Origin of the sequence: Microcella alkaliphila, assembly GCF_004216855.1 — a bacterium.
GTDB lineage: Bacteria > Actinomycetota > Actinomycetes > Actinomycetales > Microbacteriaceae > Microcella > Microcella alkaliphila.
The window spans coordinates 103,719-119,284 of sequence record NZ_SGXT01000018.1; the positions used below are offsets into that span (position 1 = coordinate 103,719).

General features: G+C 69.6%; 16 protein-coding genes. 10 read left to right on the top strand and 6 right to left on the bottom strand.

All coding sequences use genetic code 11. The features are described from left to right. Positions 1 to 33: 33 nt before the first annotated feature. From EV140_RS11730 to EV140_RS11750, 5 genes are all read left to right on the top strand, one after another. On the top strand, positions 34 to 1,146 hold the full coding sequence (locus EV140_RS11730) for a branched-chain amino acid aminotransferase (protein WP_130284150.1): 1,113 nt from the start codon (positions 34 to 36) through the stop codon (positions 1,144 to 1,146). Continuing rightward, complete coding sequence (locus EV140_RS11735) at positions 1,146 to 1,577, top strand: DUF6113 family protein (protein WP_130284152.1); 432 nt, start codon at positions 1,146 to 1,148, stop codon at positions 1,575 to 1,577. Before EV140_RS11730 ends, EV140_RS11735 begins: the two co-directional genes overlap by 1 nt. After that, positions 1,574 to 1,891, top strand: coding sequence for a ferredoxin (gene fdxA / locus EV140_RS11740; RefSeq protein ID WP_096422601.1), 318 nt, complete (start codon positions 1,574 to 1,576; stop codon positions 1,889 to 1,891). Before EV140_RS11735 ends, fdxA begins: the two co-directional genes overlap by 4 nt. A gap of 11 nt (positions 1,892 to 1,902) precedes the next feature. Beyond that, positions 1,903 to 3,012 carry a succinyldiaminopimelate transaminase gene (gene dapC / locus EV140_RS11745; protein WP_130284154.1) on the top strand — a complete coding sequence of 370 codons (1,110 nt, stop codon included), beginning with the start codon at positions 1,903 to 1,905 and terminating at the stop codon, positions 3,010 to 3,012. Between the two features lie 156 nt (positions 3,013 to 3,168). Further along, positions 3,169 to 4,458 carry a citrate synthase gene (locus EV140_RS11750; protein WP_130284156.1) on the top strand — a complete coding sequence of 430 codons (1,290 nt, stop codon included), beginning with the start codon at positions 3,169 to 3,171 and terminating at the stop codon, positions 4,456 to 4,458. Positions 4,459 to 4,971: 513 nt separating this feature from the next. Here EV140_RS11750 and dapD read toward each other — a convergent pair. Next, positions 4,972 to 5,949, bottom strand: a complete 978-nt coding sequence (gene dapD / locus EV140_RS11755) for a 2,3,4,5-tetrahydropyridine-2,6-dicarboxylate N-succinyltransferase (protein WP_130284158.1) — start codon at positions 5,947 to 5,949, stop codon at positions 4,972 to 4,974. Between the two features lie 42 nt (positions 5,950 to 5,991). Between dapD and dapE the strand changes: the two genes are divergently transcribed. Beyond that, positions 5,992 to 7,098: a succinyl-diaminopimelate desuccinylase gene (dapE, locus tag EV140_RS11760; RefSeq protein ID WP_277871113.1), complete on the top strand. Its 1,107-nt coding sequence runs from the start codon at positions 5,992 to 5,994 to the stop codon at positions 7,096 to 7,098. Positions 7,099 to 7,161: 63 nt separating this feature from the next. Then, a complete protein-coding gene (locus EV140_RS11765; RefSeq protein ID WP_096422594.1) occupies positions 7,162 to 7,329 on the top strand; it encodes a DUF3117 domain-containing protein in 168 nt (55 codons plus the stop codon). A gap of 65 nt (positions 7,330 to 7,394) precedes the next feature. On the opposite strand, the gene EV140_RS11770 is transcribed toward EV140_RS11765, so the two are convergent. Then, the gene (locus EV140_RS11770) at positions 7,395 to 8,027 is read right to left on the bottom strand and encodes an O-methyltransferase (protein WP_130284160.1); all 633 of its coding nucleotides are present in this window, start codon (positions 8,025 to 8,027) and stop codon (positions 7,395 to 7,397) included. A gap of 64 nt (positions 8,028 to 8,091) precedes the next feature. Here EV140_RS11770 and EV140_RS11775 point away from each other — a divergent pair, with 64 nt between their 5' ends. Further along, positions 8,092 to 8,484: a sec-independent translocase gene (locus tag EV140_RS11775; protein WP_130284162.1), complete on the top strand. Its 393-nt coding sequence runs from the start codon at positions 8,092 to 8,094 to the stop codon at positions 8,482 to 8,484. Between the two features lie 38 nt (positions 8,485 to 8,522). Here EV140_RS11775 and EV140_RS11780 read toward each other — a convergent pair whose 3' ends face one another. Then, positions 8,523 to 9,452 (bottom strand): LysR family transcriptional regulator, encoded by a 930-nt coding sequence (locus tag EV140_RS11780; protein ID WP_096422588.1) that lies wholly within the window; start codon positions 9,450 to 9,452, stop codon positions 8,523 to 8,525. A gap of 353 nt (positions 9,453 to 9,805) precedes the next feature. After that, positions 9,806 to 10,918 carry an Mrp/NBP35 family ATP-binding protein gene (locus tag EV140_RS11785; RefSeq protein ID WP_130284341.1) on the bottom strand — a complete coding sequence of 371 codons (1,113 nt, stop codon included), beginning with the start codon at positions 10,916 to 10,918 and terminating at the stop codon, positions 9,806 to 9,808. A 78-nt stretch (positions 10,919 to 10,996) separates the two neighbouring features. Between EV140_RS11785 and EV140_RS11790 the strand changes: the two genes are divergently transcribed. Next, entirely contained in the window at positions 10,997 to 11,515 is a 519-nt protein-coding gene (locus tag EV140_RS11790; protein ID WP_130284163.1) for a YflT domain-containing protein, read from the top strand. 88 nt (positions 11,516 to 11,603) lie between these two features. Then, positions 11,604 to 12,932: a magnesium transporter gene (gene mgtE, locus EV140_RS11795; protein WP_130284165.1), complete on the top strand. Its 1,329-nt coding sequence runs from the start codon at positions 11,604 to 11,606 to the stop codon at positions 12,930 to 12,932. A 6-nt stretch (positions 12,933 to 12,938) separates the two neighbouring features. Here mgtE and EV140_RS11800 read toward each other — a convergent pair whose 3' ends face one another. Continuing rightward, positions 12,939 to 14,468, bottom strand: coding sequence for an aminopeptidase P family protein (locus EV140_RS11800; protein ID WP_130284168.1), 1,530 nt, complete (start codon positions 14,466 to 14,468; stop codon positions 12,939 to 12,941). 59 nt (positions 14,469 to 14,527) lie between these two features. After that, positions 14,528 to 15,532 carry an endonuclease/exonuclease/phosphatase family protein gene (locus EV140_RS11805; protein WP_130284170.1) on the bottom strand — a complete coding sequence of 335 codons (1,005 nt, stop codon included), beginning with the start codon at positions 15,530 to 15,532 and terminating at the stop codon, positions 14,528 to 14,530. Between the last annotated feature and the right edge of the window lie 34 nt (positions 15,533 to 15,566).

Here is a 15,566-nt window from a genome sequence, read left to right on the forward strand (position 1 = left end):
TTGAGCAACACCGCTCGATCGACGAGGACCGCCATGACGAACCTTCTGCCCCTGGCTCCGAAGAACCTGGAGTTCGCTGTCACGCGTAACGACAACGCGGCGAGCGACGAGAAGCGCGCAGAAGTCCTCGCGAACCCCGGGTTTGGGCAGAACTTCACCGACCATATGGTCGACATCTGCTGGAGCGAGTGGGGCGGCTGGCACCGCCCGCGCGTGCAGCCATACGGCCCAATCTCGCTCGACCCGTCTGCCGCCGTGCTGCACTACGGGCAGGAAATCTTCGAGGGGCTGAAGGCCTACCGCCACGCCGACGGGTCGATCTGGTCGTTCCGCCCCGACGCGAACGCGCGGCGCCTGCGGCGCTCGGCGAAGCGTCTGGCGCTCCCCGAGCTGCCCGTCGACTACTTCATCGAGTCCCTCAAGCAGCTCATCGCCGTCGACGGCGACTGGGTGCCGAGCGCTCCCGAGACGAGCCTCTACCTGCGCCCGTTCATGTTCGCCAAGGAGGCCTTCCTCGGCGTGCGTCCGGCGAAGAAGGTCAACTACTACGTCATCGCGTCGCCCGCCGGCGCCTACTTCACCTCGGGCCCCGCCCCCGTGTCGATCTGGCTGTCGACGCAGTACTCGCGCGCCGGCCGCGGCGGCACCGGTGCTGCGAAGACCGGCGGCAACTACGCGGCCTCGCTCGTGGCGCAGGCCGAGGCCGCCGACCACGGCTGCCAGCAGGTGCTGTTCCTCGACTCGGTCGAGCAGAAGTACCTCGAAGAGCTGGGCGGCATGAACATCGTGCTCGTCTACAAGGACGGCACTCTCGTGACCCCGCACAGCGACTCGATTCTCGAGGGCATCACGCGCGACTCGATCCTGCAGCTCGCCGAGGATCGCGGTCATCGTGTTGAGCGCCGACCCGTCGAACTCGACGAGTGGAGGGCGGGCTACGAGGCGGGCGACATCGTTGAAGCGTTTGCCTGCGGCACGGCAGCCGTTGTGACGCCCATCGGCCAGCTGAAGGGCGACGGTTTCACGATCGGCAGCCCCGACGCGACGCCCGGAGCGCTCACGATGGAGTTGCGACAGGCCCTCACCGACATCCAGTACGGCCGGGCGGACGACCCCCACGGGTGGATGCTCCGCCTGGATTCCTAATGCCTGACCGTTCCGGCGCCCGGGCGCGCTGGCTACTGCGCGCTAGCTTGCTTGCTGCGGGTGCGCTGCTCGGTGCACTCGTCGGACTCGTCGCGACCTTCGCCCACCAGTCCATGCCGCCCGTGGGCATCAGCCTCGCGCTGGTGACCTCCACCGTCTTCCTCGTCGGCGCTCGCCTGGCCGCGCCGAGTCGCGCGGGCGTTGTGGGGGCCGCAGCAGGTCTGCTCGGTGTCACGACCCTGCTCGCTGCACCGGCAGCTACCGGCGGCAGCCTGGTCGTTCCCGGCAACACCGTCGGGTACGCCTGGCTCATCGGCGTGATGGCGATGAGTGCGATCGTCGTGTCGTGGCCGCGCATACAGCGCGCTCCCCAGCGGCGGGCGGATAGCATGAACGAGTCCCTCAACGAGAAGGAAACCGTCGCACCGTGACCTACGTGATCGCCCTGCCCTGCGTCGATGTGAAAGACCGTGCCTGCATCGACGAGTGCCCCGTCGACTGCATCTACGAGGGCGACCGCATGCTCTACATCCACCCCGACGAGTGTGTCGACTGCGGTGCGTGCGAGCCGGTGTGCCCCGTCGAGGCCATCTACTACGAAGACGATGTGCCCGAGCAGTGGGCCGAGTACTACACCGCGAACGTCGAGTTCTTCACCGAAATCGGCTCGCCCGGTGGGGCGGCAAAGGTCGGCGTGATCCACTCGGACCACCCGATCGTCGCAGCCCTTCCGCCCCAGAACTAGGCGACGCCGCCGTGCCGGCGCTACCCGACTTCCCCTGGGACTCGCTCGCCCCCTTCGCGACACGGGCCCGCGAACACGCCGACGGCATCGTCGACCTCTCGGTCGGTTCTCCCGTCGACCCCACCCCCGACGTTGTGCGAGACGCCCTCATCGCCGCGACGGACGCGCACGCCTACCCCCAAACCATGGGCACGCCGGCGCTCCGCGAGGCGATCGTGCGCTGGTACGCGCACCGTCGCGGCGTCACCCTGCCGAGCGTCGACGCCGTGCTGCCGACCATTGGCTCGAAAGAGCTCGTCGGCTTGCTGCCGCTGCTGCTCGACGCGGGCGCGGGCGACACCGTGGTGCACCCCGAGACCGCGTATCCGACATATGCCGTCGGAGCGGCAATCGCGGGCGCACGCGCGGTGGCGGCCGACGACCCCGGCGCCTGGCCCGACGACACGAAACTGGTCTGGCTGAACTCGCCCGGCAACCCGACCGGAGCGGTTCTCGACGCCGGCGCCCTGCGCGCTCGGGTCGACGCCGCCCGCGCGCTCGGTGCCGTCATCGTGAACGATGAGTGCTATGCGGAGCTCGGCTGGGAGGCGCCGTTCGCCGACCGGCCGGTGACGAGCATCCTCGATCACGACGTCATCGGCGACACGAGCTCGGACGGTGCGCTCGACGGCGTGCTCAGCGTCTATTCGCTGTCGAAGCAGTCGAACCTGGCCGGCTACCGGGCGGCGTTCGTCGCGGGTGACCCGGCGCTCATCGGCCGCATCCTCGCCGTGCGCAAGCACGCCGGGCTGATTCCGCCGGCTCCCGTGCAGGCTGCCATGGTGGCGGCGCTCGACGACGACGTGCACGTCGCCGCCCAGAAGGCGCGCTACGCGCGGCGGCGGGGGATGCTCGTTGCCGCCTTCACGGAGGCCGGCTTCCGAATCGATCATTCCGAGGCGGGGCTCTACCTGTGGGTGACGCGCGGGGAGCCCGCCCTCGAGACGATCGCATGGCTTGCGGAGCGGGGCATTCTCGCGGCACCGGGGACGTTCTACGAGGGGGATGCCTCGACGCATGTCCGCATCGCCCTGACGGCCACCGACGAGCGGGTGGCGGCGGCCGCTGCACGCCTGCGTTAGGCGCTAATCCACAACGGATCGGCCGGGTCATTGGTCGATGCGCTACTGGTCAGGGTTTACGCCTAGGCTGTAACCCGGGTCACCCGCGCCGCCACCACCCTTTGGCGCGAGCCGGGATCCCGCCCCCACCGAGTCCAACCCACGCGAGGAGGCGATGTGAGCGACGCCGAGAAGAAGGCCACGCTGCACTATCCCGGCGGAGCCGCAGAGTTCCCGATTCTTGACAGCGTCGACGGCGCATCCAGCATCGACCTGTCGACGCTGACGAAGCAGACCGGGTACACCGGCCTCGACTACGGTTTTGTCAACACCGCCTCGACGAAGAGCGCGATCACCTACATCGACGGCGCCAACGGCGTGCTGCGCTACCGCGGCTACGCGATCGAGGATGTCGCGGCCAACGCCACCTTCCTCGAGGTCGCGTGGCTGCTGATTTACGGCGAACTGCCGACCGCCGACGAGCTGGGCGCTTTCGATGAGAAGGTGCGCCGCCACACGCTGCTGCACGAAGACCTGAAGCGCTTCTTCGACGCGCTGCCGCACCAGGCGCACCCCATGTCGGTGCTGTCGAGCGCCGTGTCGGCCCTGTCGACTTACTACGGCGATTCGCTCAACCCGCACGACCCCGAGCAGGTCGAGATTTCGACGATCCGCCTGCTCGCGAAGCTGCCGGTGATCGCCGCGTATGCGCACAAGAAGTCGATCGGGCAGGCGTTCCTGTACCCCGACAACTCGCTGAGCTTTGTCGACAACTTCCTGCGCCTGAACTTCGGCACGATGGCCGAGCCGTACGAGGTGAACCCTGTGCTGTCGAAGGCGCTCGAGCGCCTGCTGATCCTGCACGAAGACCACGAGCAGAACGCGTCGACCTCGACTGTGCGTCTCGTCGGTTCGACCGAGGCCAACATGTTCGCCTCAATCTCGGCCGGCATTAACGCGCTCTCGGGCCCGCTGCACGGTGGAGCCAACGAGTCGGTGCTCGAGATGCTGGCGCGCATCCGCGACTCGGGTGAGAGCGTCGAGCGCTTCGTCGAGCGGGTCAAGAACAAGGAAGACGGCATCAAGCTCATGGGCTTCGGCCACCGGGTCTACAAGTCGTACGACCCGCGCGCGAAGCTCGTGAAGGAGAGCGCGGATGCGGTGCTCGCCGACCTCGGCATCAGCGACCCGCTGCTCGACATCGCCCGCGAGCTCGAGCAGATCGCGCTCGACGACGACTACTTCAAGGAGCGCAAGCTCTACCCGAACGTGGACTTCTACACGGGCGTCATCTACAAGGCGATGGGCTTCCCGACCCGCATGTTCACGGTGCTGTTCGCGATCGGCCGACTGCCCGGCTGGATCGCGCACTGGCGCGAGATGAACGCCGACCCGCAGACGAAGATCGGCCGCCCGCAGCAGCTGTACATCGGCTCGGGCGCGCGCGACTGGCCGCAGGGGCGGTAGGGCTGCTTCTTCCGCTGGCGTGAGTGGTGCCCGGTGTGCGTCGCTTCCAGCGTGCGTGTCCGCGGGATCAGCTGTGCCGCAGCACACGCGGCGCGTTGTGCGGCTGGGTCGGCGTGTCGGCCCCGTCAGCTGACCTCGCGGACTCCTCGCGTCCTGCCCGCGAGATGGCGCCGCCGCGAATACGCAATTCGTGCTGGCCGCCTGCGTTCCGACCGCCTGCGTTCCCACTGCCACCGGTCCGACCGCCTGCGTCCCCAGCACCTTCCACAACAGCGGGACGCCGAACGGCGGTCGCCTTTCCGCTGTTGTGGAAGTCGGGTAGGTCGTCATGAGTGTTGGCGGGGCACTGCAGGCGGACGCACTGTCGCCTCCGCCAGAGCCCACTCGAGCGATCGCCCTCAGGGTTGTGTCGCGTGCGCCCGGTGATTGGGCTGAAACGCCGGTGAGCGACACCGACGCGCGCCGAGTTGCGCACACCTCCGGGTGGAAGCGACACCGACGCGCGGCGCCGCCCTACGCGTGCAGGGCGGTGTTGAGCTGCACGCCCGCGCCGGTGCGCGGCAGCACCTCGACTCCGCCGGTGACAGAGTTGCGGCGGAACAGCAGCCCGGCCACACCGCTCAGTTCAGCAGCCTTCACCGTGCGCGGTTGTCCGTACGAGTCGACGCTTCCGTCGATGACCGCGACCTTCGTGCCCGCCGTGACATACAGCCCCGCCTCAACCACCGTGTCGTCGCCGATCGAGATGCCGATCCCTGAGTTCGCGCCGAGCAGCGCGCGTTCGCCGATCGAGACGCGGTGCGTGCCGCCGCCCGACAGCGTGCCCATGATCGAGGCGCCGCCGCCGATGTCGCTGCCGTCGCCGACGACGACTCCCTGGCTGATGCGCCCCTCGACCATCGAGGCGCCGAGGGTTCCCGCGTTGAAGTTCACGAATCCCTCGTGCATGACGGTCGTGCCGGGCGACAGGTAGGCGCCGAGACGCACGCGCGAGGCGTCGGCGATGCGCACCCGCGGCGGGGTGACGTAGTCGAGCATCCGCGGGAACTTGTCGACCCCGAGCGCCGAGATGCCGGCTCGCTGCAAGGCGGGCCTCCGCGCATCGAAATCGTCGGGATGCACGGGGCCCGCCGTCGTCCACGTCACGATCGGCAGGTGGCCGAAGATCCCCTCGAGGTTCAGCCCGTTCGGCTGCACGAGGCGGTGCGAAAGGAGGTGGAGGCGAAGGTAGGCGTCCTCGGTCGAGGCGGGGGCAGCATCCAATTCGATGGCGACGGTGCGCGCCTGAAGGCGCACGCCGCGCCGCTCGTCCTCAGCCTCGAGGTGCTCGATCTCGGCCGACACGATGTGCGGGTCGCGGCCCTCGGGCAGGGTGCCGAGCGCGGGGTGGGGGAACCACGTGTCGAGCACCTCCCCGGTCGCGGTGCGGACGGTCGCGAGGCCGTAGCCCCAGGCGTGGGTTGCGGGCGTTGCGGTGGCGCTGTCACTCATGGCATCCAGGCTAGTCGCGCGCTCGCGAACTAGGCTGGAACGGTGCCCGACCCCCGCCCCTTCGCCCCCGAGCTGCTTGCCGACGTCGTCGCCCTGACCGCCGCGATGTGCGACATCGAGAGCGTCTCCGGCAACGAGACGCAGCTCGCCGACACCATTGAGGCGACGCTCGCCGCCCACGCCCCGCACCTGGAGGTGATGCGCGACGGCGACGCCATCGTTGCCCGCACGCAGCTCGGCCGCGAGCAGCGCGTCATCATCGCCGGGCATATCGACACGGTGCCGGTGAACGGCAATCTGCCGACGACCCGCGTCACCGACCCCGACGACGGCGACATTCTCGTCGGCCGCGGCACCGTCGACATGAAGGGCGGATGCGCCGTCGCCCTCGCTCTCGCCTGTCGCCTCCCCGAGCCCGCCGTCGACGTCACCTTCGTCTGGTACGACCACGAGGAGGTCGAGGCGAGCCTGAACGGTCTCGGCCGCCTCGCCCGCACGCGCCCCGAGCTGCTCGCCGCTGACTTCGCCGTCCTCGGCGAGCCGTCGAACGGCGCCGTGGAGGGCGGCTGCAACGGCACTCTGCGCGCCGACATCACGACCCGCGGCCGCCGCGCCCACTCGGCCCGCGCCTGGATGGGCGTCAACGCGATCCACGCCGCCGCGCCGATCCTCGAGCGACTTGCCGGCTACGAGCCGCAGACGGTGACGGTCGACGGCCTCGACTACCGCGAAGGGTTGAACGCGGTCGGCATCAGCGGGGGAGTGGCAGGGAACGTCATCCCCGACGCGTGCACGGTCACCGTCAACTACCGCTTCGCCCCCTCGCGCTCGGTCGCTGACGCTGAAGCGCACGTGCGAGCGCTCGTTGACGGCCTCGATGTCGAGGTCACAGTCACTGACTCTGCCTCTGGCGCCCGCCCCGGTCTGGATGCTCCGCTCGCGGAGCGCTTTATGGCGGCGGTCGGCGGCGCCCCCGCCCCGAAATACGGCTGGACCGATGTCGCGCGCTTTAGTGAGTTGGGAATTCCTGCTGTGAATTACGGCCCCGGCAATCCATCGCTCGCCCACGCCGATGACGAGCGGGTGCCGATCGCGCAGATCCGGGACGTGGAGCGCGGATTGACGGCATGGCTCTCAGCGTCGATTTAGCGACGGAGCGATAACCGGGGATAATAGGAAGCGGAATTTTCGTCTCGAAAGGGGAACGACACTATGGCAGCCATGAAGCCCAGGACCGGCGACGGACCCATGGAGGCTGTCAAGGAGGGTCGCCTCATCATCGTTCGAGTGCCGCTCGAGGGCGGCGGTCGACTGGTTGTCTCCGTCAACGACGCGGAGGCCACCGAACTGCGTGACGCGCTGAGCGCGGCGATCTCCTAGACCGAGTGCACCCCCGGCCGACTGGCCGGGGGTTTTCTCGTGTCCGGGCTCGCTCGAGCCGCGACTCAGGCCGAGCGCTTGACGAGCTGCAGCAGGCCGTCGCCCACGGGCGAGAGCGCCACGTGCACGGCGGGCGACTGCGACAGTTCGGCGATGATGCCGCGGCGGTCGGTGGTGACCTGCTCGCGCTTCGCCGGGTCGGCGACCGTGTCGCGCCAGAGAGCGTGCGGCACCAACACGACGCCTCCCACCCGCACGAGACGCAGAGCGTGCTCGAGCAGGTCGAGCAAGCCCTTCGGGTCGGCGTCGACGAGCACCACGTCGTAGCTCGACTCGTTCATGCGCGGCAGTACCTCGGTCGCGGCGCCGGTGATGAGGCGCACGCGCGACGCGGGATGCCCGGCATCGCTGAAGAAGCGGCGGGCCGCCTGCTGGTGGTCGGCTTCGATGTCGATCGAGGTGAGGTGCGCGTCGGGCGCGCCCCGAAGCATCCAGAGTCCACTGACGCCGACGCCGGTGCCGATCTCGATGATGGTCTTCGCGCCCACGGCGGCGGTCGTGAAGGCGAGGTGCGCACCCGTCGCGGGGCTCACCGGATCGGTGCCCAGCTCGTCGGCGGTGACGCGCGCAGCGGCGATCACGTCGGGTTCGACGACGGAACCCTCGACGTACTTCCAGGACAGATCTTTGCTCGGCACCTCGGGCCTCCTCGTCGGCCCAGCCTAGGGGGAACCCCTCGGTTTCCCTGGCTATTCTGGGGACGTGTCCTTCGGCCTGACGTTCGAGAAGCTTCTGCTCATCGGGCTCATCGCCGTGCTCATCATCGGCCCCGACCGTTTGCCGGCGCTTGCCGCGCAGTTCGCCCGGCTCATTCGCAGCCTCCGCGATATGGCGAACGGTGCGAAAGAGCGCATGCGCGAGGAGATGGGGCCCGACTACGACGACGTCGACTGGAAGAAGCTCGACCCGCGGCAGTACGACCCTCGCCGCATCATCCGCGAAGCGCTGCTCGAAGACGAGGCTCAGCCCGTGCGGCCGGGTGCCGCGGCCGGGGCGGCAACCGTCACCGCGCCGAAGCGCGAGTCGGCGTACGCCCAGCGTCAGCGGTTGCAGAGGGAGGGTCGCCCCGCGCCCTTCGACTCCGAGGCGACCTAGCAGCCTGGCGCCGCGGTGCCCGGGCGCTCCTGAGGCGGTTAGCGCCGGTGCGCGGGGTGCGCGTACCGGGCGGAGACGCGTCGCCCCTCGAGCTCGAGCAGCTCGATGACGCGCCGCACACTGGGCCGCTCCGCCCGGTCAGCGCGCAGTAGGGCCGTGATCTGTCGTTCGGCGGGGATGCCCGTGATGGGCCGGGTCACGATGCCGCTGTCGTGGATGCGCGTCGTGTACCGCGGCAGGATCGCCAAGCCGATTCCGGCGGCGACGAGGCGTTCAACGAGCAGGTTGTCCATGATGCGTTGCACGACCCGCGGTGCGCGGCCCGTCGCTGCGGCCAGCCCGTCGAGCACTTTGTCGTAGGGGTAGCCGACGGGCGCCCCGATCCACTGCTCGCTGACGAGGTCGGTGGGTTTCAGCACGGCGCGCTCGGCCAGCGGGTGGTCGAGTGGCATCGCGATGTCGAACGGTTCGGTCATGAGGGTGACGGCGCGCAGCCCGTCACGGGTCCAGTGCTCGGGAATTCCTTGCGAATCCGCCAGCACGATGTCGTAGTCGGGGGTGAGGCTTGCGAAGTCGGGCCGGTCGAGGTCGTGGTCGGTCACGACGACCTCGAGCCCGGGCTCGTCGTCGAGCATCGTGAGCAGGCCGGGCAGCAACATTTGGCCGGCCGTGGGGAAGGTGCTGAGGCTCACGGTGCCCTGTGGCAGCTTCGTGAACTCGCTCCACAGCGCCTCCGCGGCTTCAATGGCGGTGGCGATCTGCCGGGCGGTCGCAGCGAGTGCCTCGCCCGCTCCGGTGAGCTGGATGCCGCGGCCCACGCGCTCGGTCAGCGGCACGCCGGCCTCGCGTTCCAGCACCTTGAGCTGCTGCGACACGGCCGACGGCGTGCGGTGCGTGGCGGCGGCGACGGCGGCGACCGAGCCGCGGTCGGCGAGTTCCCGCAGCAGTTCGAGCCGGCGCACATCCATGTAGTAACGCTACATGATTAGTTCAGAAACAATAGCTTGTTCTTTAGCGTTGTCGGCGGTTCACTAGAGGTGTTCAGGACGCAGTACCCGCCTCGAAGGAGCAGATCGTTATGACCGCCGGAATCATCGTCATCGCAGCGCTGGGCGCGTGGGCCGTCGTCGCGAGCGTGGTCGTCGCTGTGCGCGATGGCTACCGCCGCGTTCCGACGCTCGCTGTCTAAGGGGCATCCCGTATCGCGCCCTCGTGGGCGTGATCACCGCGAGAGCCGTCTGTGCTCGAGCCCACCATTCCAGGGGTGGGGTCGGGCCCAGGCGGCTTTCGTCGTTGACGGGCGGCGCCGGCGACCGCGGGGTCAGCGTGGCGTGACGCCGAGGGGCCGCCCGGCGAGCCCTCGCCCGCGCCGAGCCACGGCGGCCGCCAGCTCGCGAATCGCGGCGCCCGCCGCGTCGCCCTCGTTGGTCACGATCGGGATGCCCTGATCGCCTCCCTCGCGCAAGCCCACCGACAGGGGCACACGCGCGAGCAGCGGCACGTCGAGGCGGGCTGCTGTGTCGTCGCCGCCTCCCGAGCCGAACAGCTCGAGCACGGAGCCGTCGGGCTGGGTGAGTCCCGCCATGTTCTCGACGACCCCGATGACGGTCTGCCCTGTCTGCCGGGCCACAATCGCGGAGCGCTCGGCCACATCGGCCGCCGCCTTTTGCGGCGTGGTGACGACGATGACCTCGGCGTGCGGCAGGAGCTGCCCGACCGAGATGGCGACGTCACCCGTTCCGGGCGGCATGTCGATGACGAGAACGTCAAGGTCGCCGAAGTACACGTCGGTGAGGAACTGCTCGACCGTGCGGTGCAGCATCGGCCCGCGCCACGACACGGCGGCACCGGGGTCGACGAACATGCCGATCGAGATGACCGCGACGTCGTGGGCGCGCGGCGGCATGATCGCCTCGCCGACGCGGGTGGGCTTCGCGCCCTCGATGCCGAGCAGCCCGGGAATCGAGAAGCCGAACACGTCGGCGTCGATCAGCCCGACCCGCAAACCGTGCGCCGCGAGGGCCACGGCGAGGTTCGCCGTGATGGTCGACTTGCCGACACCGCCCTTGCCGCTCGTCACGGCGATCACGCGGGTGGTCGAGTCGGGGGTGAAGGGCATGCGGGCCTTACCGCCGCGCAGTCGGGCGATGAGCGCATCCCGGGTCTGCCGGTCCATGACGCCGACGTCGACGGCGACCTCGTCGATGCCGTCGACGCGCGCGGCCGCCTCGCGCACGTCGCGTTCGATGCGGTCGGCGGCGGGGCAGCCGACGATGGTGAGCTGCAGGTCGATCTCGGCGCGCGTTGTGCCGGCATCGCCCTCGACGACCCGCACCGCCGGAATCATGTCGAGCTCGGTGACCGGGCGCCGCAATTCGGGGTCGATCACTCGCGACAAGGATGCGCGCACAGCCTCCTCGAGAGAAACATTCACCGAACGGTCACTCGAGTCAGAGGTGTCGGATGCGGCAGGCACACCCACAGGCTAGCGACGCCTGACAGAATGGGAGCCATGAGCAACGCGCCCGGACTCTTTCGTCGCGCCGGCGCGGCCACCCAGCGGGTGCCGCGCGGCGACGTGCTGGGCACGTACGACACGTACGCCGACGCCATGCAGGTCGTCGACCGGCTCTCGAAGGCCGAGTTCGACGTGAAGCGCCTCGCGATCGTCGGCCACGACCTCACCATGGTCGAGAACGTCACCGGCAAGCTCAGTTACGGCCGCGTCGCCTTCGGTGGTGCCGCCACGGGTGCGTGGTTTGGTCTGTTCATCGGCCTCTTGCTCGTGCTGTTCTCGCCCGACCCGCAGTTCGAGTTCCTCGCCGCGGCCGCTCTCGTCGGCGCGGGCTTCGGCCTCGTGCTCTCGGTCGTGCAGTATGCGCTGCAGCGTCGCCGACGCGACTTCACCTCGACGAGCCGCGTCGTCGCATCACGCTACGAGATCGTCGTCGAGCCCGGGTTCGTGACCCGGGCGCAGCATCTGTTGGCCGAGGGATCCGCCGACGCGGATCCCGCGCCTCCTAAACCCTGAGCCGCCCCCGACCCCGCTCGCGGCACCAGACGCCGCGAGCACTACCGACACGTGCGCCCCGCGGGGCGCGATTTCCGGGAGGTGTGGAATGACCGAGGATCTGCAGGACCTGATCGAGAAGCGCGACGTGCGCGCGGCGGCGCAGTGGCTGGCCGACCACGCTCCCCACGAGATCGCCGACGAGTTGACGCGTCTGCGCGCCGTCGACTCGGCCCTCGCCTGGCGGCTGTTGCCGAAGGGCCGCGCGCTTGAGGTGTTCGAAGAGCTCGACTCGACCCAGCAGCAAGAGCTGCTCGGGGGCATGCGCGACCACCTGTTCGCCGAACTCGTCGAAAACATGGACCCGGACGACCGAGCTCGCCTGCTCGGTGAGGCGCCTGCCGGGTTCGTGCAGAAGGTGCTGGCGGGGCTCAGCCCGCGCGAGCGGCGCATGACCGCCGAACTGCTTGGCTATCCGGCCGGCTCGGTCGGCCGCGTGATGAGTCCCGAGATCATCTCGGTGCACGACACGACGACCGTCGGCCAGGCGCTCGCTCGTCTGCGGGCGCGCGCTGAGCACGCCGAGACGATTGACCTCGTCGCGGTCGTGGATGCGTCGCGCGCGTACCGGGGAACGGTCGCGCTCAAGCAGCTCGTCCTCGCCGACCCCGAGCAGGCCGTCATCGACATTGCCGACGACGACCACCCGATCGCGCACGTCGACGACGAGGCGGAGGCCTCAGCGCGTCTGCTGCAGGAGTACAACCTGACCGGCCTGGTTATCGTCGACCGCGAAGACCGTGTGGTCGGCATTCTCACCGTTGACGACGCGCTCGAGATCATTGAGGAGGCCGACTCGGAAGACATCGCGCGTCAGGCCGGTGCCCTGCCGAGTGCTGGCCACTATTTCTCGTCGAGCGTCTGGCGGCTCGCAGGCCTGCGCGTCGTGTGGCTGTTCATCCTGATCGTCGCCGCGGCACTGACCGTCTCCGTGCTGCAGATCTTCGAAGACTCGCTGGAGCAAGTGACAGCGCTCGCCCTGTTCATCCCGATGCTCGTCGGCACCGGCGGTAACGTCGGCGCGCAGGCAGCGACCGCGGCCGTGCGTGCCCTCGCGCTGGGCGAGGTGCGCCCGAGCGACGTGCTGCGCGTCGCCTGGCGCGAGTGCCGCGTGGGGCTCTTGCTCGGCGTCAGCCTCGGCATCGTCGCGCTGGCTATCGGCTCGATCGTCGTCGACTTCTCCGTCGCGACCGTCGTCGGCATCTCGGTCGTGCTGATCTGTGCCTGGGCGGCGACCGTCGGCGCATCCATGCCGCTGCTCGCCCGCGCCGTACGGATCGACCCGGCCGTCATTTCCGCCCCCATGGTCACGACCCTCGTCGACGCGACGGGCCTCATCATCTACTTCCTCGTCGCGGCGGCCGTGCTCGGGCTGTAGAGCGCGCTACTCCTCCTCGTCGCCCCATTCGGGCGCGCGGCCGGCGATCCACTCTTCGACCTCGTCGGCGGTGCGGGGGATGAACGCTGACAGGTTCTCGGCGCCGTCCTCCGTGACGAGGATGTCGTCTTCGATGCGCACGCCGATGCCGCGGAACTCCTCCGGCACGGTGAGGTCGTCGGGCTGGAAGTACAGTCCCGGCTCGATCGTGAACACCATGCCGGCCTGCAGTTCGCCATCGAGGTAGAGGTCGCGGCGGGCCTGCGCGCAGTCGTGCACGTCGATCCCGAGGTGGTGCGAGGTGCCGTGCACCATGTAGCGGCGGTGGTAGCCAGCGTCGGGCTTCAGCGACTCCTCCGCGCTGACCGGCAGGAAGCCCCACTCGGCGGTCTTCGCGGCGATGACGGCCATCGCGGTGGCGTGCACCTCGCGGAACCGGATGCCGGGCTTCACGATCGCGAACGCCGCATCGGCGGCCTCGCGCACCGCCTCGTAGACCATGCGCTGCACGGGGCTGAAGGTGCCCGCGACGGGCAGGGTTCGCGTGATGTCGGCCGTGTAGTAGCTGTCGAGCTCGACGCCGGCGTCGATGAGGATGAGGTCGCCGGGCAGCACGGGCCCGTCGTTGCGGGTCCAGTGCAGGATGCACGCATGCGGGCCGGAGGCGGCGATCGTGTCGTAGCCGACCGTGTTGCCCTCGGCGCGGGCGCGCCGGTTGAAGGTGCCCTCGACGAGGCGCTCGCCGCGGGCGTGCTCGATGATCTGCGGAAGGTCGCGCACGACGTCGTTAAAGCCCTGCGCGGTCGCGGCGACGGCGCGGCGCATCTCGTCGACCTCGTACTCGTCTTTCACGAGCCGCAGTTCGCTCACGTCGCGGGCGAGTTCGTCGTCGCCCGCCGTGTCGACCCCGGCGCCCGCGGCCGCGGTGCGGAAGCCGCCGACCAGTCGCGCGGAATCGACGCGGTCGGTGAGGCGAGCATCCGCCTCGCGCACCACAAGCGTTGCGTCGTCGACGGCGTCGAGCACGGCGTCGAGTTCGCCGAGACCGCGGGCCTCGAGCGCGAGGTCGACGGCGACGTCGTCGCGGCTTGGCCGCGGGCCCGTCCAGAACTCGCCGATTTCGGGGTTCGCGTAGAACTCGTCGGAGTCGCGCCCCGCCGCCTCGCGGAAGAACAGCACCGCCTCATGGCCGTCAGCCGTGGGCTCGAGCACGAGCACGCTGCCCGGCACGGTGTCGCTGCCCCAGCCGGTGAGGTGCGCGAAGGCCGAGTGGGCGCGGTACGGGTAGTCGGTGTCGTTCGAGCGCTGCTTCGCCGGGCCCGCCGGAATGATCAGCCGCTGGCCGGGAAACAGCGACGAGATGCGCGCGCGCCGCGCCGCCGCATACACAGCCTGCTCGCGGGCCTCGCCCACGCCTGCCGGGCGCTCGGCCCAGCCGCTTGAAATGAAGTCGCGAAACTTCTCCGACCCGGGGGTGGTGGATCGGTTCTCGGTCGCGCGAGGAGCCTCAGTGGTTGCCTTGTCGGTCTCAGCCATGCCGACCATTGTTCCACCGCGCGCCCCGACGAGCGCCGACCGCTCCGGATGCGCGGGGCTCAGTTCAGAATGACGCGCGCGACGATCGGGCGGTGATCGCTGCCGGTGCCGTCCTCGGTGGTGATGACGCGGAATCCCGTCACGGCGACGTCGTCGGTTGTCATGATGTGGTCGATGGGCGCGCCGAGGAGTGGCGGCAGCCTGGTCGGCCAGGTGCCGACGGCGCCGTTGCCGGTGACGATGTTCGCCGAGTCACAGGTGCCGAGGCCGTCGGGGTCGCCGAGGGCCGTGAAGTGGTCGGGCGTGGCGTTCAAGTCGCCGGCGAGAATGACGTGGTCACCGCGGCAGATGGAATCGACCCAGGCGAGGTCGGCCCGCCAGTTGTCGAGCTGCTGCGGGATCGGCGCGACGGGGTGCACGCCGAAGATGGTGGGGCCGTCGTGGTCGAGCGGGCGCAGCACGATGCTCGGCAAGACGCGCGTGTTTCCGACCGTGTCGTCGATGCGGTACTGCCCGATCGACGCCGACACGAGCACGCTCGTCGAGCGGGCCGCGGCGATCTGGTCGAACGCGACCGTGTAGACCCACATGGGACTGCCCGCTTCGCGCATCAGCACGGCGGTCTGCTCGGCGACCTCGGCCGTCGTCTCGGGCAGCACGACGATGTCGGCCTGCTCGTCGAGCGCGAGCGCCGCGATGCGCTCGGCGCCGGGTGCGTTGCCGAGGGTGTTCCAGGCGAGCACGCTCAGCTCGGCGGGGGCCCGCAGCGGGAAGGTCTCGTTGCCGAAGCCGCGCACGGACTGCACGGCGACGTTAAGCCCGGCGAACACCATGAGCATGAGCGCGATCGCGGCGAAGAAGCGTCGGGCTGGCGCGACGATGAGCGCCAGAATTACGACAACAAGAGCGGCGATGAGGGCTGCTGCTGCCGCCGCCGATCGCAGGGCGACCATCTGGGCGATATACGGAGAGAGCGTGAGCCCGAAGAGGCTGGGCCAGGCGACGACGAGAAGAACGATGCCGATGATCACGAGCGTCGCCGCTGAGATCACCTTCACAACCATGATGGGTCGAGCCTAACGCGGGCACCTTGCCAGC